The 20,003-nt window shown below is 48.1% G+C and carries 17 protein-coding genes; 6 read left to right on the forward strand and 11 right to left on the reverse strand.

The genetic code is table 11. From position 1 onward, the window contains the following. Positions 1-106 precede the first annotated feature (106 nt). Positions 107-760, forward strand: a complete 654-nt coding sequence (locus F0U83_RS13090) for a glutathione S-transferase family protein (protein WP_138986785.1) — start codon at positions 107-109, stop codon at positions 758-760. A gap of 34 nt (positions 761-794) precedes the next feature. Here F0U83_RS13090 and F0U83_RS13095 read toward each other — a convergent pair whose 3' ends face one another. Continuing rightward, positions 795-2,657: a diguanylate cyclase domain-containing protein gene (locus F0U83_RS13095; RefSeq protein WP_138986784.1), complete on the reverse strand. Its 1,863-nt coding sequence runs from the start codon at positions 2,655-2,657 to the stop codon at positions 795-797. Positions 2,658-2,889: 232 nt separating this feature from the next. Here F0U83_RS13095 and F0U83_RS13100 point away from each other — a divergent pair, with 232 nt between their 5' ends. The 3 genes from F0U83_RS13100 to F0U83_RS13110 all read left to right on the forward strand — a co-directional run bounded on the left by F0U83_RS13100 (position 2,890) and on the right by F0U83_RS13110 (position 6,203). Next, a complete protein-coding gene (locus F0U83_RS13100; protein ID WP_138986783.1) occupies positions 2,890-3,735 on the forward strand; it encodes an AAA family ATPase in 846 nt (281 codons plus the stop codon). Further along, the gene (locus tag F0U83_RS13105; protein ID WP_138986782.1) at positions 3,735-4,910 is read left to right on the forward strand and encodes a vWA domain-containing protein; all 1,176 of its coding nucleotides are present in this window, start codon (positions 3,735-3,737) and stop codon (positions 4,908-4,910) included. The genes F0U83_RS13100 and F0U83_RS13105 overlap by 1 nt, the downstream gene beginning before the upstream one ends. Positions 4,911-5,096: 186 nt before the next feature. Further along, positions 5,097-6,203, forward strand: a complete 1,107-nt coding sequence (locus tag F0U83_RS13110; protein ID WP_138986781.1) for a branched-chain amino acid ABC transporter substrate-binding protein — start codon at positions 5,097-5,099, stop codon at positions 6,201-6,203. Positions 6,204-6,274: 71 nt separating this feature from the next. On the opposite strand, the gene hutH is transcribed toward F0U83_RS13110, so the two are convergent. The 8 genes from hutH to upp all read right to left on the reverse strand — a co-directional run bounded on the left by hutH (position 6,275) and on the right by upp (position 16,585). Next, positions 6,275-7,807: a histidine ammonia-lyase gene (hutH, locus tag F0U83_RS13115; protein WP_138986780.1), complete on the reverse strand. Its 1,533-nt coding sequence runs from the start codon at positions 7,805-7,807 to the stop codon at positions 6,275-6,277. 22 nt (positions 7,808-7,829) lie between these two features. After that, on the reverse strand, positions 7,830-9,503 hold the full coding sequence (hutU, locus tag F0U83_RS13120; protein ID WP_138986779.1) for a urocanate hydratase: 1,674 nt from the start codon (positions 9,501-9,503) through the stop codon (positions 7,830-7,832). A gap of 54 nt (positions 9,504-9,557) precedes the next feature. Then, the gene (gene hutG / locus F0U83_RS13125) at positions 9,558-10,499 is read right to left on the reverse strand and encodes a formimidoylglutamase (protein ID WP_138986778.1); all 942 of its coding nucleotides are present in this window, start codon (positions 10,497-10,499) and stop codon (positions 9,558-9,560) included. Continuing rightward, positions 10,492-11,718, reverse strand: a complete 1,227-nt coding sequence (gene hutI / locus F0U83_RS13130) for an imidazolonepropionase (RefSeq protein ID WP_138986777.1) — start codon at positions 11,716-11,718, stop codon at positions 10,492-10,494. Before hutI ends, hutG begins: the two co-directional genes overlap by 8 nt. Before the next feature lie 106 nt (positions 11,719-11,824). Further along, positions 11,825-12,532: a histidine utilization repressor gene (hutC, locus tag F0U83_RS13135; protein ID WP_138986776.1), complete on the reverse strand. Its 708-nt coding sequence runs from the start codon at positions 12,530-12,532 to the stop codon at positions 11,825-11,827. A gap of 33 nt (positions 12,533-12,565) precedes the next feature. Beyond that, complete coding sequence (gss, locus tag F0U83_RS13140; protein WP_138986775.1) at positions 12,566-14,461, reverse strand: bifunctional glutathionylspermidine amidase/synthase; 1,896 nt, start codon at positions 14,459-14,461, stop codon at positions 12,566-12,568. A gap of 180 nt (positions 14,462-14,641) precedes the next feature. Then, entirely contained in the window at positions 14,642-15,928 is a 1,287-nt protein-coding gene (locus F0U83_RS13145) for a uracil-xanthine permease family protein (protein WP_138986774.1), read from the reverse strand. Positions 15,929-15,958: 30 nt separating this feature from the next. Continuing rightward, positions 15,959-16,585 (reverse strand): uracil phosphoribosyltransferase, encoded by a 627-nt coding sequence (upp, locus tag F0U83_RS13150; protein WP_138986773.1) that lies wholly within the window; start codon positions 16,583-16,585, stop codon positions 15,959-15,961. Between the two features lie 204 nt (positions 16,586-16,789). On the opposite strand from upp, the gene F0U83_RS13155 reads away from it, so the two are divergent. Continuing rightward, entirely contained in the window at positions 16,790-17,350 is a 561-nt protein-coding gene (locus F0U83_RS13155) for a hypoxanthine-guanine phosphoribosyltransferase (RefSeq protein WP_138986772.1), read from the forward strand. Between the two features lie 61 nt (positions 17,351-17,411). Here the strand turns inward: F0U83_RS13155 and F0U83_RS13160 are convergent, their stop codons facing one another. Beyond that, the gene (locus F0U83_RS13160) at positions 17,412-18,176 is read right to left on the reverse strand and encodes a ParA family protein (RefSeq protein WP_138986771.1); all 765 of its coding nucleotides are present in this window, start codon (positions 18,174-18,176) and stop codon (positions 17,412-17,414) included. 15 nt (positions 18,177-18,191) lie between these two features. Then, on the reverse strand, positions 18,192-19,220 hold the full coding sequence (locus tag F0U83_RS13165; RefSeq protein WP_138986770.1) for a DUF2333 family protein: 1,029 nt from the start codon (positions 19,218-19,220) through the stop codon (positions 18,192-18,194). 302 nt (positions 19,221-19,522) lie between these two features. Between F0U83_RS13165 and aroQ the strand changes: the two genes are divergently transcribed. Further along, a complete protein-coding gene (gene aroQ, locus F0U83_RS13170) occupies positions 19,523-19,966 on the forward strand; it encodes a type II 3-dehydroquinate dehydratase (protein WP_138986769.1) in 444 nt (147 codons plus the stop codon). The last annotated feature ends 37 nt before the right edge of the window (positions 19,967-20,003 follow it).

Consider the following 20,003-nt stretch of genomic DNA (forward strand, 5'->3'; position numbering starts at 1 on the left):
CCATCTATCAGCTTTATTGATAAGTCATATAAAAACTATTCGCTAGTCGATATAAACACAAGTAGACAGAATAACTTTATCCCAAACAATCAATGGAGACTGACTAATGGAACTTATCATCGGCAATAAAAACTACTCATCCTGGTCATTGCGTGGCTGGCTAATGCTAAAAGGTTTTGATATTCCTTTTACCGAAATAAAGCTACCACTACGCACCGATATCTTTAACCAACAGATTGGCCAATATACTGCCGCTAGAAAGGTTCCGGCATTGATTGACGGTGATATTCGGGTATGGGACTCACTGTCGATTTGTGAATATATCAATGAAACGTATCTTGACGGGAAGGGCTGGCCTCTTTCAGCTTCGGATCGAGCGCTAGCACGCTCTATCAGCTGTGAAATGCATTCTGGTTTTTTTAATCTGCGCGCAGAGATGCCAATGAATTGCCGTGCTAAACGTAACATGCAACCATCAGATTTAGCCTTAGAGGAAATCAAACGCATTGATAATATCTGGGCCACCTGCAGAGAGAAGTCATCCACTCAAGGAGAATGGTTATTCGGCGACTTTTCGATTGCAGATATTATGTATGCCCCCGTCGCTCTTAGGTTCGCAACTTATCAAACAAAACTGAGTGACCTATCGTCTGACTATGTCACCTCAGTACTTAATCATCCTGCTGTCATTGAGTGGACAGACGAGGCAATGGGCGAAGAGGAAATTATTCAAGCCGAGGAAGTAGGAACCCCTGTATAAAAAGATGTGAAGAAGGGCTTCTGATTGTAGGTGGTTAACCTACATCAGCAGCCTTTCGGTAAGCATACTTTTGTTTGTACATATCTCTATCTGCATGACGTAAGAGGTCATTTTTCATTTGGCCGTCACGCGGGTACAAACTAACTCCTATACTGGCTTTAAAACTAAATATTTCACTATCCAGCTGCACAGGGTCGGCCAATTTACTTTGTATTTTATCAATCACACGGCCTACATCACTTTCATTACGCACCCCTGGAAGCAATATCACAAACTCATCCCCTCCCATTCGGGCAACGGTATCTGAATCCCGAACAGACGTTGCTAAGCGCTTAGCAACAACCTGTAACACTCTATCCCCCACCTCATGACCAAAGGTGTCATTTACGACTTTAAAACCATCCAGATCGAGAAAAATAACCCCCATCAGGCTCTGATCGGCTTTTGCTTGAGATAGCGCCTCATCGAAGCGTTCATAAAAAAGTATACGGTTAGGTAACTGAGTAAGCGGGTCAAAATGCGCCATCTCTCTTAGCTGAGCTTCTAACTCCTTATGCTCGGTAATATCTTTTGCCATGCAGATAATATGATATTGCCCCTCGACCCGCTGAACATAAGTATTACGCCACTCACAGAGAATCATTGAGCCGTCTTTTCTAACGTTCCAGTTTTCTGATTGGCTATTTGCCGTAGTAACATTATCCTTTTGAATAAGTGCCTTGACGTGCTCTCTGACAGACTCAGGAACGATCAAATCAACTACTGGTAAACCAACCGCTTCAGAGGCTGCCCAACCAAAAGTCTTTTCGGCCTCACGATTCCAGCTAACGACTGTTCCATTGTGATCAAGCGTCATTAACGCAAGTGGAGCACGCTCCATCAAAGTTGCCAGATTGCTCTCACTCAAAGAGATACGCCGATAGAGACTTACTAAATAGATGGCCGCTGTAAAAATCAGCAGCGTTACAGCAAACGAGACTAGCAGCCAATTCTGTAGCCTTTCCAGCTTCTGATCTTCAGGCAAACGATATAAAAAATCTCGAAACTCATAGTCTTTAGGCAGCATCCCCACCGCTTTATACGTATCGGCGATATGTTGCCAACGATCTATATGCATATAGCCCTCTTCAACCAAATCCGGAAGAAGTAAGCGCTTCATTTCCTGAGCTTCAAAACGAAGATGATTTATGGAGTGCCGCTGCGAATATTTGCTGTATATCAAATGGACGATCTCATCCGGGTGTTGCATCGCGTACTTCCACCCTTTAAAGCTCGCTTCACGAAACTTAGCCACTAACTGTGGATCATGTTCAACCAACGCTTGGGTGGTAAAGAGATTATCTCCATAAAAATCGATACCCGCCGAAGTTGGCTCAAACAAGCGATAGCTATATCCTAATCGCTCAAGCGTATAAGGTTCATCAGTCGTGTATACACTCATAGCATCCACTTGTTTTTCTACCAGTGCCTGAGTATTGTACTGATGCTTATGGACTTCACTGGCTTCTAAAGCCACCCCTTCCCTCTGCAAATACAGCTTTAGATCGGCCGCACCCGGTTCCATCATGACACGCTTACCCGCAAGGTCATGTACTGTTCGAATCCCACTCCCCTCTAACGCCAAAAAACCTAAAGGAGAATGCTGATAAACCACACCCAATACCACCACGGGTGCACCGCCTGCATGGTGGACCATCAACTCAGAAGTGCCTACACCAAAATCTACATCCCCCGCCAGTACGCGATCTACCGGATCTTCACCTTCAACAGCCTCGATCAGCTCCACATTAAAGCCAGCATCAGCGTAATAGCCTTTTTCAAGCGCAGCGTAGTACCCAGCAAACTGAAACTGATGTTTCCACTTGAGCTGCAGCTTGATATCTTTATGATCTGCCATAGCAGCAGATACAGTGAAGAGCTGCAGAAACAGAACAAGGCACACATTCAAAAATATCTTCAAACACTACCTCAATAGGTTTCTCACAAACGGCATGATTAAGTTGAGTATCCGTTCAATTAACTATAGTAAAAAATAAACTTGTCATACATTCTGAACGCATCTGTCACGACAAAGCCAATATTTTTTTGTTAAGATCAGGGTAATCACTTAGCTTTTATAGGATTCAACTATGGACTTTAACGGTACCGAACGATACGTAGCTACCGACGAGCTACAGATGGCCGTCAAAGCATCTATCACGCTTCAACGCCCGCTGCTGGTTAAAGGCGAGCCTGGAACAGGAAAAACAATGCTAGCTGAAGAGGTGGCGGCGTCCTTAGGGAAAAAACTGCTTCGTTGGCACATCAAATCAACGACAAAAGCTCAGCAAGGGCTCTACGAATATGATGCTGTTTCCCGTTTGCGGGATTCCCAATTAGGCGACGAAAAGGTATATGACATCGGAAACTACATCAAAAAAGGGATGTTATGGGAGGCATTTGACGCTGACGAGCAAGTAGTACTCCTGATAGATGAGATTGATAAAGCCGATATTGAGTTTCCCAATGACCTTCTGGTTGAACTCGATAAGATGGAATTTTATGTCTATGAAACTGGCGAGCGCGTTCAGGCAAAGCATCGACCCATCATCATTATTACCAGTAATAATGAAAAAGAACTTCCCGATGCCTTTTTACGCCGTTGCTTCTTCCATTACATCAACTTCCCTGATCGTGACACCATGAAGCAGATCATCGATGTTCACTATCCAAATATCCAGCAAACCCTTGTTCACGAAGCGATGGAAATATTTTTCAAAATTCGTGATTTGAATACGCTAAAGAAAAAGCCATCAACTTCTGAACTCATTGATTGGCTGAAATTGTTAATCGCTGACGATATCCCAGCGGACCTGTTACAGAATCAAGACAACAGTCAAGCGATGCCTCCCCTGTACGGTGCGCTACTCAAAAATGAGCAGGACTTACACATGTTGCAGCGATTGGCATTTATGGCGCGACGGGATAACCGCTAATGCTGATCGACTTTTTCAACACCTTGCGGCGCGCCCAGATACCCGTTTCTCTCAATGAGCTATTGGTGTTAATAGAAGCTTTAAAGCGACAAATAGCGTTCGCCAGTATTGATGACTTCTATTTACTCAGCCGTACCTGTTTGATCAAGGATGAAAAACATTTTGATCGCTTTGATCGGGCTTTTGGTCACTACTTCAAAGGGATTGAGGCGCTAAATTTATTTCCAGATAACAATATACCTGAAGACTGGCTACGTTCTGAGTTCTTAAAAAACCTCAGTGATGAGGAAAAAGCGCAGATTGAAGCCCTCGGTGGTCTGGATAAGCTATTAGAGACCCTCAACGAGCGGCTTAATGAGCAGCATGATCGTCATGCAGGGGGTAATAAATGGATAGGTACCGGCGGAACTTCTCCCTTCGGACACAGTGGTTACAACCCTGAAGGGATTCGCATTGGCGGCGAAAGTAAGCATAAACGTGCAGTAAAAGTGTGGGAGAAGCGAGAGTTTCGCAATCTAGATGATCAAGTTGAGTTAGGCACACGAAATATCAAAGTGGCGCTTCGTAAACTTCGTAAATTCGCCCGAACCGGTTCAGCAGACGAATTAGATCTCAGCGACACCATACGATCAACAGCACAAAATGCCGGCATGTTGGATATTAAGATGGTGCCAGAGCGCCATAACGCCGCAAAAGTACTCCTGTTTCTGGATATTGGCGGCTCTATGGACCCTTACATCCACTTATGTGAGCAGCTATTCTCGGCTGCTCGCAGCGAATTCAAACACCTCGAATACTTTTATTTTCATAACTGCGTTTATGAAAAAGTCTGGAAGGATAACCATCGTCGTCATAATGACACGCTATCCACATTGGATGTCATACATACCTATGGCAAAGATTATCGCGTCATCTTCATAGGAGACGCTGCCATGTCACCCTATGAACTATTACAACGCTATGGTAGCGTCGAACATATGAATGAAGAAGCCGGCTATGTCTGGCTTCAGCGAATACTCGATACGTGGGAAAAAGCCATCTGGCTTAATCCTGCCCAAGAACGTTTTTGGGATTACACGCATACGACTGATGCGATTCGACAGCAGCTCGACGGCCATATGTATCCCCTCACCCTAGAAGGACTAGAAGCAGGTATCCGTTACCTTTCTAAGTAAACGTTTCCTCTTGATGCCCGAACAGTCGAGTGAAGTCTCTGTCCGGGCATGTTGCCTCTATATCCCAATCATCAGTAAGACTTTAGACTACAAAGCCTAGCTTTAATGTGGTAGTTTTAGATGTTTCCATTTGGAAACTCGCTCAAAAGGCAATAAAAAACCAATAAAAACAAAGGTATAACAACAATGAAGCTTCTTAAGAAATCCTTTGGCATTCTGGCCCTATCTATGGCTGTCAGTGTCGCAACCCACGCGGCTGACACCCTAAAAATCGGTATCGCCGGTCCAATGACAGGCACCGTTTCCCAGTATGGGGATATGCAATTCCAAGGAACTCACGCCGCAATCGAACTGATCAATAAAGCCGGTGGTATTAATGGCATGATGATCGAAGCCGTTGAATATGATGACGCTTGTGATCCAAAACAGGCGGTCGCCGTTGCCAACAAAGTGGTCAATGATGGCATTAAATTTGTTGTTGGGCACCTTTGCTCCAGCTCTACACAGCCAGCAACCGATGTTTATGAAGAAGAAGGCGTACTCGCCATTACTTGCTCTACAAACCCTTCTATCACAGAACGCGGAAACCAGCTTATCTTCCGTACTATCGGCCTAGACTCTGACCAAGGCCCTACGGCTGGCAAATATATTTTAAATAACATCAAACCTCAGCGCGTAGCTATTGTGCATGATAAGCAGCAATACGGCGAAGGCATTGCGATGTCAGTACACAAAGTCCTCAAGGACGCAGGTATCGATATCGTTATGACAGAAGGCGTAACACCTGGCGATAAAGACTTCTCATCATTGATTACCAAGATGAAGAAGAACAATGTGGATTTCGTTTACTATGGCGGCTACCACCCCGAACTTGGCCTGATTATGCGCCAAAGCCACGCGACAGGCTTTAAGCCACAGTTTATGGGCCCAGAAGCAGTTGGTAACAAAGAGATTTCTACCATCGCTGGTGAAGGCGCTGAAGGTCTTTTGGTAACGCTACCTGCACGTTATGACCTGTTGGATATGAACAAAGATATCGTCGACCTGATGAAGTCAAAAGGTCAGGACCCTACAGGCCCATTCGTATGGACCAGTGTTGCAGCCGTACAAACGATGGCAAAAGTGATTGCTGAAGTCGGTGCAGAAGACGCCAATACCGTTGCTGATAAAATCCGTGGGAACACCATCGATACCGCTATGGGCCCTTTGAAGTGGGACCAAAAGGGTGACCTGATCGGCTTCGAATTTGGCATCTACAAATGGCATGCGGATGGTACAGGCACTCCGCTGTAATATATAGCTAAAGCCTTGTAACAAATATCAAAGAACCCCGCCTAGGCGGGGTTTCTTTTTACAAAAAACAATTAAAAGCTAGGTAGCATAGATCCAGGCATTAAACTATTGAAATCACCCCGCTGTATTAAACGCTGAGCACGCTCGATATCCGGCGCAAAATATCGGTCTTTATCATAAAAAGTCACCTCCGCCCTTAATTTGCTATGAGCTTTCTGCAAGGGTACCGATGGCTGAAGTGGTGACCGAAAATCAATACCCTGACAAGCCGCTAATAACTCCACCGCTAAAATACCGGCGGTATTTTCAGACATATCTCGCAATCTGCGCGCCGCAAAGGTCGCCATAGACACGTGATCTTCCTGATTCGCAGAGGTGGGCAAACTATCAACCGATGCAGGGTGCGCTAAGGTTTTGTTCTCGGAAGCTAATGCAGCACCGGTTACTTGCGCAATCATAAAACCGGAATTTACGCCGCCGTTATCGACTAAGAACGGAGGCAGCTTCGACAAACCTGTATCGATTAATAACGCCATACGCCGCTCTGATAGTGCGCCTATCTCAGCAATCGCCAGCGCCAGATTATCTGCAGCCATAGCAACAGGCTCTGCATGAAAATTCCCCCCAGAGATGATGTCGTTATCATCTGCGAAAACCAACGGATTATCTGAGACTGAGTTCGCCTCCACCAGCAACACATCAGCAGCCTGACGGATCTGTTGTAAGCACGCCCCCATCACCTGCGGCTGACAGCGTAATGAGTAGGGGTCTTGTACCTTCTCACACCCTTGATGAGAATCCCCAATTTCGGAACGCTCCTGCAATAGGTGCCGGTAAGCCATCGCCGCGTCGATCTGAGTCTTGTGTCCTCGAACCTGATGAACACGGTCATCAAATGGACGACGGCTACCCAATGCTGCTTCTACTGAGAGCGCTCCCGCCACTGTCGCTGCAGCATATAAATCTTCCGCCGAAAATAGCCCTTGCAGCGCGAAGGCAGTGGATGCCTGAGTACCATTGAGCAGTGCAAGTCCTTCTTTGGGTGCGAGTGTAATAGGTCCCAATCCAGCCACTTTCAAGCCAGCCGCCCCACTAATACGCTCACCTTTATAGATCACCTCTCCCTCTCCTAACAGGACGGTACTCATATGAGCAAGTGGGGCAAGATCGCCTGAAGCACCAACCGAGCCTTTCTCAGGAATACAGGGGTAAACTTCCGCATTGATCAGGGTAATAAGCGCCTCTATCACTTCTCGACGAATACCGGAAAAACCTCGCGCAAGTGAGTTAATTTTAAGCACTATCAGCAAGCGAACCGTCGAAGGTTGCATCGCCTGCCCAACCCCAGCGGCATGGGATAGCACAATACTACGCTGCAATAGTTCAAGATCTTCTGTGGATATACGAGTATTCGCTAGCAAACCAAAACCGGTATTGATGCCATAAACGACCCGGTTCTCTTCTATCACTTGGCGAACTGTCGCCGCACTTTGCTCAATCGACTCGTAACAGGCAGTATCTAGTGATAACTTTACAGGTTCCAAAAAAACCCGGCGCAGCTGCGCTAATGTCAGTGTCCCGGGGGTTAAATTTAATTCGTACATGGGATTTATTCCTGTAAAACCGTTATAGATCCAGCAGTGGCAAATCAAGCTGCTGCTCGCGTGCACATTGTTTAGCAATATCGTAACCGGCATCAGCATGACGCATCACACCGGTACCTGGGTCATTGCGCAGCACTCGGCTTAAACGCGCATGCGCAGCGTCTGTGCCATCGGCAACAATCACCACGCCTGAATGCTGACTAAAGCCCATACCAACGCCACCGCCATGGTGGATTGATACCCAGGTTGCACCCCCTGCGGTGTTCAGCAACGCATTCAGTAATGGCCAGTCAGATACTGCATCCGAGCCATCCAACATCGCTTCGGTTTCGCGGTTAGGGCTAGCGACCGAGCCCGAATCTAGATGGTCACGCCCAATCACCACCGGTGCTTTTAGCTCACCGTTTTTGACCATTTCGTTAAAGGCTAACGCCAAACGCGCACGATCTTTCAGGCCGACCCAGCAGATACGCGCCGGCAACCCCTGAAACGCGATGCGCTCTTTCGCCATATCCAACCAGTTGTGCAGGTGTGGATTATCCGGAATCAGCTCTTTTACTTTAGCATCGGTTTTGTAGATATCTTCAGGATCACCCGACAACGCCGCCCAGCGGAATGGGCCAATACCTTCACAGAACAACGGGCGAATGTAAGCTGGCACAAAGCCTGGGAAATCAAATGCGTTAGCTACGCCCTCTTCCAGTGCCATCTGACGGATGTTGTTGCCATAATCCAGCGTCGCTGCGCCACGGCTTTGCAGTGCCAACATGGCTTGCACCTGCACAGCCATCGACTGTTTTGCCGCTTTGACCACCGCTGCTTCGTCTTTCGTGCGCATCTGTGCAGCCTGTGCCATGCTCCAGCCCTGTGGCAAATAGCCATTGAGTGGGTCATGGGCGGAGGTTTGATCAGTCACCACATCAGGCGTTACGCCACGGGTTACCAGATCTGCAAAGACATCAGCAGCATTGCCTAATAAGCCAACAGAAATAGCCTGGCCTGCCTGCTTAGCCGCTTCAATCATGGCCAGCGCTTCATCCAGTGACGTTGCTTTTTTATCCACATAACGGGTACGCAGACGGAAATCAATGCGGGTTTCATCACATTCAACCGCGATCATCGAAAACCCTGCCATCGTCGCCGCCAGCGGTTGCGCGCCACCCATGCCACCTAAGCCACCGGTAAGAATCCACTTACCCGATGCATCACCTTCAAAGTGCTGCTTAGCCACGGCCACAAATGTTTCGTAAGTACCCTGCACAATGCCCTGCGAGCCGATATAGATCCACGAGCCTGCGGTCATCTGGCCATACATCGCCAAACCTTTTTTATCCAGCTCGTTAAAATGCTCCCAGTTACCCCAATGCGGTACCAAGTTGGAGTTAGCAATCAATACCCGAGGCGCATCACTGTGCGTTTTAAAGACGCCAACCGGCTTACCTGACTGCACCAACAGTGTTTCATCATCTTCAAGGCGCTGTAACACTTCGACAATTTTATCGAAGCACTCCCAGCTGCGTGCGGCGCGACCAATGCCACCGTAAACCACCAGTGCTTGCGGATGCTCGGCAACGTCGGGGTCTAAGTTGTTCATCAGCATGCGCAAGGCCGCTTCGGTTAACCAACTTTTGCAGCGCAACTGGCTGCCGTGTGGCGCGCGAATCTCACGCGTTGTATCTAGTCGGGTAAAACTCATGGCTACTCCTCTTATTATGTTCGTTTGCCAACATCACAGCAGGTGATGCAGGCGTTAACGCGCAATCAGCCCCAGCAAACGGGCGGCTACCCGTGCGGTATGCTGATCAATGTCTTTTTCTGGGTTTAGTTCGGCGATATCCACCAGCTTGATTTTGCCAGTGGCTTTGATGTCGGCGATCAATGGTTCGATCACCTCTAACGACACCCCCCGGGCAGCGGGTGCACTCACACCCGGTGCTACCGCTGCGGGTAATACATCCAGATCAATGGTGAGATACAACCAATCGCACTCGGCCATAAAGGCGGCTAACTGCTGACGGATTTCGGCCAGTTGCAGAATGCCCATCGCTTCATCGCTGCGATAAGTCACGCCTAACCGGTCAGCGCGATTGAATAACGCCTGCGTATTGGCACTTTGCGCCACTCCTAAACAGGCATAGTGAAAGGCGCTCCCCTGCTCGGCACAGCGATCAGCAATCTGTTTAAACGGCGTGCCTGAGCTACCTTGTTCGTCATACGCGCGCAGATCAAAGTGCGCATCAAAGTTAATAATGCCCACTACCGGCGGTATCGTTTGTGTTTGCGCAAACTGATTCAGCCCTTGCCAGCTTCCCCAAGCCACTTCATGGCCGCCCCCTAACACCAACGGCAATTGCCCTTGCTTGAGCAGATGTTTAATGCAATCGCCCAGTTGCTGTTGTGCACTTTCAAGGTCGCAGTCATCACACGCGATATCTCCAGCATCATACAGCGGCGTTTTCAGGTGCCAGGCATGGTTGGCTAACATCCTGCGAATCGCATCAGGCCCTAATCGCGCTCCGGGGCGCCCATGATTTCGGATAACCCCCTGATCACAGGGAAAGCCCAATAAGCTCACGCCAGAGGATGCCCCTTCCTGCCACGGCTTAATGTGTTGATGCCAGCGCGTACCCTGCTCACCTTCCAGATGATCTTCACGGCCACACCATAACTGCATATTGGGCGCTTTAAACATGATGCACCTCCCCATTAAAAATACGTTGTTTCAGGCAAGATACGCCTTGTTGGTAGGCAAGCTCGGCAGGGTGCTGAATATCCCACAGCACCATATCCGCACGCTGGCCGACCGCCAGTAAACCGCGATCAGCAGCACAACCCAGCGCCTGAGCGGCATGGCAGGTTACACCGGCTAAGGCCTCTTCTGGCGTTAGTCGGAATAACGTGCATGCCATACCCATCATCCAGCGCAAGGATGCCAAAGGTGAGGTGCCCGGGTTAAAGTCGGTGGCCACTGCCATTGGAATGCCCGCCGCGCGCAGTGCTTCAATGGGCGGTAGGCGAGTTTCGCGCAGAAAATAGAATGCTCCCGGTAGCAGAACAGCCACCGTGTGGTTATCCACGAGAGGCTGTAGCTGTGTTGCATCCAGATATTCCAGATGATCCACCGACAGCGCGCCCATACTGGCCGCCAGCTGTGAGCCTTTCAGATCTGATAGTTGCTCTGTATGGCCTTTTATGGCCAGCCCGTGGGCTTTAGCGGCGCTAAAAACAGCTTCGCACTGCGCAGGAGTAAAACCAATGCCTTCACAAAACACATCAACCGCACGGGTGAGTTGCTGCTCTGCTGCTTGTGGAATCATCTCCTCACACACGAGTGCGATATAAGCATCGGGGTTATCTTTATATTCAGACGGCAGTGCGTGGGCACCCAAGAGAGTTGGCTCGATATTAACCGCAAACACTTCACCTAAACGGCGCGCCACCCGCAATAGCTTGTGTTCATCCGCAACGCTTAAGCCATAGCCCGACTTCACTTCGACCGTGGTTACCCCTTCACGCATCAAGGCCTGAAGGCGCGGCACCGCCAAATCAAACAGTTGCTGCTCAGATGCCTCCCGCGTTGCCCGCACAGTAGCCATAATGCCGCCACCCTGCTTAGCAATCTGCTCATAGGGCACACCTTGTAAGCGCTGTTCAAACTCGGTGGCGCGGTTACCGGCAAACACCAAATGGGTATGGCAATCGATTAAACCGGGCGTCAGCCAACCGCCCTTACCTGCCAAGGCTTCTGGGCGGCCAATAAATTCTTGCAACGCACTCATTGGCTCAATCGCGCTGATGCGGCCATCTTTAACGGCCACGGCACGGTCTTGCTGCACGGCATAGCGCCCTTGCTGCATGGTTGCCAGATTTACATTCAGCCAGTAACGGTCTGCGTCGATAAAAGCCTGCATTTGTATACTCAAATATTTATTTGTATATACAAATATAACAGATAAACGAATGGGTCAAGCGATCCCGTTAGAAAAGCTTGGTTCAAAAAGGTGTGTTATTGGTTTCTCAAAGGTGTATTTGCGAGCGCAGCTTATAGCGTTTTCCGGGGTGAATCAGCTGTGCATAGCTAATGAGGTGCCGCGCTGACCAAGTTCTTCGCAATAGAAGCAAACAAGGCTCGGTTGTATTGATTTTCAAGAGATTAGCGGTATCAGGCGTTGGCAAAATTGCTTCGACAACGTGCTCGATATCGGTTAAAGGGCAGTTTTTACTCAGGTACTCATTGGGTGTGGCGCGGGTAAAGTCCTGCGCCAAGTATTCAGGTGCCCACTCAGGGTTCACATAACGCTCTTCAAGCTGGATAGGTTGCTCATTCTCAAAGTGCAGCACCCGCGAGTGAAACACCTCGCTGCCTACTCGAACACCTAATTGCACCGCCACCGACTCACTGGCCGCAATCGCTTCTAAACAAAGCACTTCGCTATGAAAGACGTGGCCTCGCAGCTTCACTTCATCGGCAATGTTGTTGATCGTTTGCAGCGGGGATTCTGCTTTCAGATCCGTTACGTACGTGCCTTGCCCCGCCGTGCGAATCAGCAAACCCACCTGCACCAGATCGCGAATCGCTTTATTCACCGTCATACGGCTGACAGAAAACAGGTCTGCCAGCGCATGTTCAGTCGGAATCTGGCTGTGAGGTGGGTAAACCCCTTGGTCTATCGCATCAACAATGTGCTGTTTGATCTGCTGATAACGCGGCTGTTTGGCGTTCAAAACATACTTCCATCCACAACAAGGCCTGCATTATTACTGATGCAGGCGCTTATCGTCCACTACCCGCAGTGCAATCAAATCACTGTCTTTGGTGATAACCAGCCCAGAATCAACCCGCATACAGCTGCCGGCAAAATGCCCAGCTGTAGAGAAGGTGCACACCTGCGCTCGATATCCCGACACATCAGGAAGCTTCCATAACGCCTGATAAATCTGATCCTGCGCGGCAAACTGCCCGTGAGTTTCTTCCATCAGGTTGGATTCGCGGTCATACAGGCTGATGTTGGCACCACAACGCCCTACAATCGGCTTACTCACATAGCCGGCTTTTTGCAGTGCGGGGGTCAGTTCAAAATGACTTTCCAGCAAATAAGGATGGTCAGGAAACAGCATCCATAACACGGGTAAAATAGCTTTATTGCTGGGAATTAACGTCCAAAGAGGCTCGTACACCATCACGCCTGGGCGCAGCAATACATCCACCAACCGAGGCGTTTCACTACGTACCTGCTCGGTACTGTACGTTGCTAATCGGCGTTCATCATCGGCACACTCATCACGGATCTGATCCAGTGCGGTTTCCCACGCCCAAGTTTTCCAGACCCAGCAGATTTTATCGCCAACGGCATCAACGACATTGCCCTCGCTATCCCACGCCAACCCTTTCACACCGGTAATCACTTTGCAGGGAATACCTGCGCTTTCGATGGCCTTTTTCATAAAGAGCGCGTGGTAGCTTTCTTCAAGATCGGTGTCTTGCATGATATGCAATACATCGTTCACATCACTGTGCTGCCACGCCGTGACTAGCTCTTCGATCAGCTCTTCTGCTGAGCCTTCACCCTCAGTGCAATGGCGGTATTCGGCCCATTTATCCTGCACTAAGCCGGCTTCCATGTAACAAGAGGCAGAGTCACAGTTATACTCATATACCTTGATACCTTTTGCAGACATAGCAAAGTCAAAGCGTCCGGTAATCATCTGATTACGACGGTTATCCCACGATTGACGGATACGCGGCCACAATGCAGAAGGGATATTAAACTTGGCCAGTAAGGCTTCATCCTGCAACACATAATCGGTGGCATGCATAAACAGCGCATGCAACTCGTTGGTGGCGCGTTTTAACTCGCGCTGCGCGGTTTCTGATAGCACCATATAACGGTTACGGTCAGCCTCCTGACTACTTAGCTTATGGCCTTTCATCATCGCCACGTACGCTTCTTCATCAGGGTTTGCCACATTCAGCCAACTACGGGCAGGCTCGGTTGGCTCGGGTAGCTCTCGCAACGCAATATCAAACAACGCTGGGTCGACAGGCACAATTTTTTCGGCATGCAGATCATCTTCAGTCTGCATTACCCAGCCTAGAATGGTTGCATCACCATATGAGCAGCGCAACCAATAGCCGCCATCGTCGGTTACTTTGGCTGGTATCGCGCGTGAAAAGCCCAGCCCTTGTGGCCATACTTCATGGGTAACGTTCTGCTCCACTAAGCACAAACGGTCGGGGTGAACTTCGGTGACGATCGCAACATGGCCAGTGATTTCAAACTCGCCACCTTCGCTCCAGATCAACATCGCACCCGGCTCAGGATGGCGTTGCGAGCCATTGCGGAACGACTTTAACGGCAAGCGCGTGTTATCTTGCACAACGCGGACATTCTGCAACCGGAAAATATCGTAGGCCATCGCCACATCATCAAAGATGTAGCCGTGGTTGATATACAACCAACGGCGGGCAAACTCGACACACTGCCACTTATAACCCATAAAAATGCCATCCACATAACTGCGGTAGGCATGTCGATTAGGCAACTCGTTATCATCGGCTGATGCATAATCGGAAGAAAACACCGGCACATCGCCAGGTGCGACACCTAACAGCGTACCAAAGGGTGCGGCTTTAGGTTTTTGTTTAGGTTGCATGGGGTTCAATCCTGATCGGATACAGTGACAAACGAAGGCTTGCCAGACGAGCTGTTCATATCACAAAGCATATAATTGGCAGGGCGCGCATGCAAGACACTCATCACTGACTACAGTAATAGTGCCCGCGCAATAGAGAGCCGCTAGATAATCTCTGCAGCTCTTCTATTGACAATTTTACTAGCGAGCGTGATCGATCAGATCTTCCACAACCTCTTGCTCTTCGTGAAGATCATCAGATTCAGGAGACTCTTTTGGCAAAATCAAGTTCAGTACAATGGCAACTAAACCACACAGACTGATACCCTGCAGACTAAAGTCATTACCACCTACAACCATTCCACCGATTCCAAAAACCAAAACCGTGGCCACGATAATCAGGTTCCTCTGTTGCGCCATATCCACTTTGGCTTTGATCAGCGTATTCAAACCCACTGCAGCAATGGAGCCAAACAACAAAATAAGAATGCCGCCCATGACCGGTGTAGGAATTGTTTGCAATGCAGCTCCAAACTTAGCAACCAAGGCCATCAGAATCGCAAAAATAGCTGCCCAGATCATGATTGCAGGATTAAATGACCTCGTTAGCATGACGGCACCGGTAACTTCAGAATAGGTTGTATTAGGCGGGCCACCTAATAACGCAGCTGCTGATGTCGCTACACCATCACCAAAGATCGTACGATGCAAACCAGGCTTTTTCACATAATCTTTACCGGTCACATTGCTGATCGCCAAGATATCTCCAACATGCTCAATAGCCGGAGCTATCGCAACAGGCACCATAAAAAGGATGGTCTGCCAGTTAAAGGTTGGTAACGTAAAGTTTGGGATAGCAAAAACGGGGGCCGCAGAAATTGCATCATAACTGACCATACCCATAACATTCGCTGTGATATAACCGGCCAATACACCAAAGAGGATAGGTATAAGGCGAAAGATACCTTTAGCTAAAGAGGCAGCCAGCAAAGTGGTCAGGAGCGAAATCATCGAAACAATCATGGCATCCTGATAAGGGAATAATTCAGCAGCACCATCACCCGTTTTACCCATCGCTAAATTAACTGCAACGGGCGCTAAACCCAAGCCAATCACCATGATGACAGGGCCCGTCACAACGGGAGGCATTAAACGATGTAGAAACCCCACACCTCTAAGCTTAACCATCGCTCCGAGGATCATGTAAACAACACCCGCAGCAAACAAACCACCTAAAGTATCCGACATCCCCCATGTTTGAACGCTGTAAAGAATCGGGGCGATAAACGCAAATGACGACGCCAAAAAGATGGGCACCATCCGCTTTGTCACAAATTGAAAAAGTAGCGTACCTACACCGGCGGTAAACAAGGCCACACTGGGATCCATACCCGTTAACAGTGGCATTAATACCAGCGCACCAAACGCCACGAACAACATCTGGGAACCGGCTAAAGCACTTTTCCAGACAGACTCGTTTGAATTCATCTTTATTCCAGCCTTATGAATGATTATGCACTATTTTGTACCAAAGATTTTATCGCCAGCATCACCCAAACCTGGAATGATGTAACCATCTTCGTTCAGATGACTATCGATAGATGCAGTGAAAATATCCACATCCGGGTGGGCAGCGACCACCTTCGCGATACCCTCAGGAGCAGCAACCAAGACCAAGGCACGAATGCTAGTACAGCCTGCTTTTTTCAGCATATCGATAGTGGCTATCATAGAGCCACCCGTCGCAAGCATAGGGTCAACAATCAGCGCCATGCGCTCCTCAATGTCATGTGCCAGCTTCTCAAAATAAGGAACTGGCTCTAGAGTCTCTTCATCACGGTATAGGCCAACCACGCTGATTTTTGCGCTCGGCACCAAATCCAGTACGCCATCCAACATCCCAATACCAGCGCGTAAAATGGGCACTACCGTAAACTTTTTCCCCTTGATCTGTTCTGCCTGAATCGGGCCACACCACCCCTCAACCTCATAAGTTTCAAGTTCAAGGTCTTTGGTGGCTTCGTACGTAAGTAGAGCGCCAACTTCTGCAGCCAACTGCCGAAACCCTCGTGTGCTTTTCGATGACGACCGCATCAAACCCAGCTTATGCCTTACCAGTGGGTGTTTAATCTCTTGTACGCTCATGCTTTATTCCTAATCTTTGATGCCTTTCCCGACACGCACTCAATTCATAATCCATAGGTCGAAAGAGTAGCGAAACCTGACTCTGATGTCATGATTTGTTATCAATAACTTGCCCTTTTCTGCCCTGATACAGTATCGTTTCTACACAATCTTCAGCGTTTTCTTATTCAGGCTCACAGATGAGCACAATCAAGCGATTAATTTATGTCCCAAACTGATATCGATCATATAAAAAAAATCTATATTGAAGCTGACTTGCTATATAGCGAGTCCGAAGTCGAAGCCGCCATCAATAAAATGGCAGCAGACATCTCCGCCGCATTGGCCGAGTCGGACCCAGTTATCTTTACTATTATGAATGGCGGCTTGGTCATTGGAGGGAAGCTTCTCACTAAACTTAACTTCCCGTTGGAAGCAGGTTACATGCACGCTACCCGCTACCGGAATACCACATCAGGCCATGATCTGGAGTGGAAAGTAGCCCCGATGATCGACTTTTCTGGCCGCCCAGTTCTGATTGTCGACGACATTCTTGATGAAGGCCACACGCTGGCTGAAATCATCAGTTTCTGCCACCAAAAAGGAGCTTCCAGCGTTCAAACCGCTGTTCTAGTAAATAAGCTGCATGACCGTAAAGCCAGCGAAGATTTAAAAGCAGATTTTGTGGGTTTAGATGTAGAAGATCGCTACATTTTTGGATACGGAATGGATTACCACGGCTATTGGCGCAATGCGCCCGGCATTTTTGCAGTCAAGGGCAAATAATAGTGTGCTTAAAAAAATGGCCGATAAGTTCGGCCATTTTACTCAGTAAATAGAATGAAAATCAGGGGTGAAGCTCTTTAAACAGCTCCACAAATTCGAGGGTCAGCTTATGCTTAGGGGCTAGATGAATCAGAGGTTTAGATTCATTATGCGATTCACGCATCTTAACTGAAGCAGATATCTTCGCATTAAGGACAGGTAGCTCTTCGGCCAGCAGTTCTTCAACCATCTTTTTGGGCAACGAAGCACGCGGCTGGTATTGGTTCACCACAATCCCTTCTACCTGCAAAGCTTCGTTATGATCCATCCGGGTTTCATTAACGTTGTCTAACAACGAATAAAGCGCATGGCGGGCAAACTCATCACAATCAAACGGTATCAAACAGCGCTCCGCCGCGACTAACGCCGACAAAGTAAAGAAGTTGAACGCTGGCGGAGTATCAATATAGATTGCATCAAAATCATCCAGACGCTCAATCGCTTCTTTCAACTTATAAATTTTATGCTTGGTTTCCAATTTCGCTTGTAAATCAGCAACATCAGGGTTCGCAGGCAGTAAAAAAAGGTTCTCGTAAGGCGTTTGATGGATAAACGCCTCAGGACCTTGAGGCTTGAGCTGAAACGTCAATGTTTGCTCAAAAAAAGCCTTTATGTCCTGATCGAGTTTCTCACTCCCGGGGCCATATAGGTATTGGGTTGAGTTACATTGAGGATCCAGATCAATAACCAACGTTTTAAGACCCTGTGCGGCGCTGATAGCCGCAAGATTAGCGGTGATACTGGACTTACCCACACCGCCTTTCTGATTGAATACGACACGTCTCATCTGTTATTACTCCACTTATCCCTGAGACAATAGCTCACGAAGATCGATAATGGCAGCGTTGGCCCGGGAAATATAAGAAGCCATCACCAAAGAATGATTTGCCAAAAAGCCGAACTCCGTTCCATTCAAAATCATAGGGCTCCAGATAGTGCCCTGCGTTGCTTCCAGTTCTCGGATAATTTGCAACAAGCTGACTCGAGCATTTTTCTTATCCAATGCAGGACCAAAATCTTGCTCGATACCTTTTAGTAGATGGATGAGTGCCCAAGCCGTTCCTCTTGCCTCATAAAAGACATCATCAATCTCAAAAAATGAGGTTTTAATTTCCATATCATTCAGAGAAGCAGTTGATTGCCCTGCATCAGCCTCACCAGCCAAGTCAGTATTTAGGCGCTTCTGCCCCACGCTAGCACTCAAGCGCTGGGACAAACTACCCAACCGCGTACTGACATCTGCCAACCAATTGTTCAGATTATCCGCCCGAGCATAAAACTGAGCATCAGGCTGAGACGGGTCCTGCAAACGCAGGTAATAGCTATTCAACCCCTTAAGGGCTTTTCTATACTCGCCTTCAGATGATGGAAACAGCCAGCTGTTATTATTGAAATGCAGCATAGGCTCAGCCTTAGCCAAATCAGGATCTTCCGTTGATTGAGACTGAGAGCGACTGAAATCCTTACGCATAGCTCTCGCCATGTCCCTAGCTTGAACCAATACACCAAACTCCCAGTTAGGCATATTATCCAACCAGACGCCGGGAGGAGTTCGATCATTACTCAAATAACCGCCTGACTTCTCTAATAATGTTTCCGTCACTCGTACCAACGCACCTGTCGTTGCGACACCCACAACCGGTTTACCAGAAACATCGGTAGATCTCACCTCAAAGGGATCAGGCTCAATACTCCAGTAAATACCCACGCCACCTGCAATTAATAGATACACAACAACCAAAGCCAGAAAACTTTTCAAAATCCGACTTCCTCCAATTCCTGCAGTGAGTGAGTCCCAGAAACTAAACCAGATCTGCTGCAACTTATCCAAAATTTTCCCTCGTTTTTCATCATTGCATATAAATGCTTGTGCTGCACCGCACTATCACCCATTTACCGGCCAGAATCAATACGGCGTAGGGGTAACAGACTTCTAGCAAATAAAAGTGAACAACTACTTAATCAAGCATCTACCACAGGGCAGAATGCTGTGAATATAGTAACGAACGTCGGCAAAAAAGCGGCTATCCTGCAAATAAATAACCTACATGTAGACAGTTTGCGATGTTTAATGCAAACTATTGCCCAAGTTTACTGTCACTACCAAACTCACTGTGAATAAGGCATCTTGGAATGTCCAGATTTCTCCTCTTAAATGGCCCTAACTTAAACCTGCTAGGCACTCGTGAGCCTGATGTTTACGGTGCAACGACCCTACAGGATATCGAGCAAGAGTTACAACAAGAGGCAATATCAGCTGGGCACGACCTTGAGTATTTTCAGAGCAATGCAGAGTTTGCATTAATTGAACGGATTCATCAGGCACAAAAAGAGAATATTGACTTCATTATTATCAACCCCGCGGCATATACACATACCAGTGTTGCTATAAGGGATGCATTACTAGGGGTAAACATTCCCTTTATTGAAGTTCATTTATCTAATGTGCACGCTCGCGAGCCTTTCCGCCACCATTCCTACTTGTCAGATATCGCTAAAGGCGTCATTTGCGGCTTAGGTAGTGATGGCTATCGATATGCATTGAGTTCTGCAATCAAGATGACAGAACAATCCTGAACCCGAACAGATAATTGCGCTGTATATACGCGCCTCT

Source organism: Neptunomonas concharum (assembly GCF_008630635.1).
In the GTDB taxonomy this organism is placed as follows: Bacteria; Pseudomonadota; Gammaproteobacteria; order Pseudomonadales; family Balneatricaceae; genus Neptunomonas; species Neptunomonas concharum.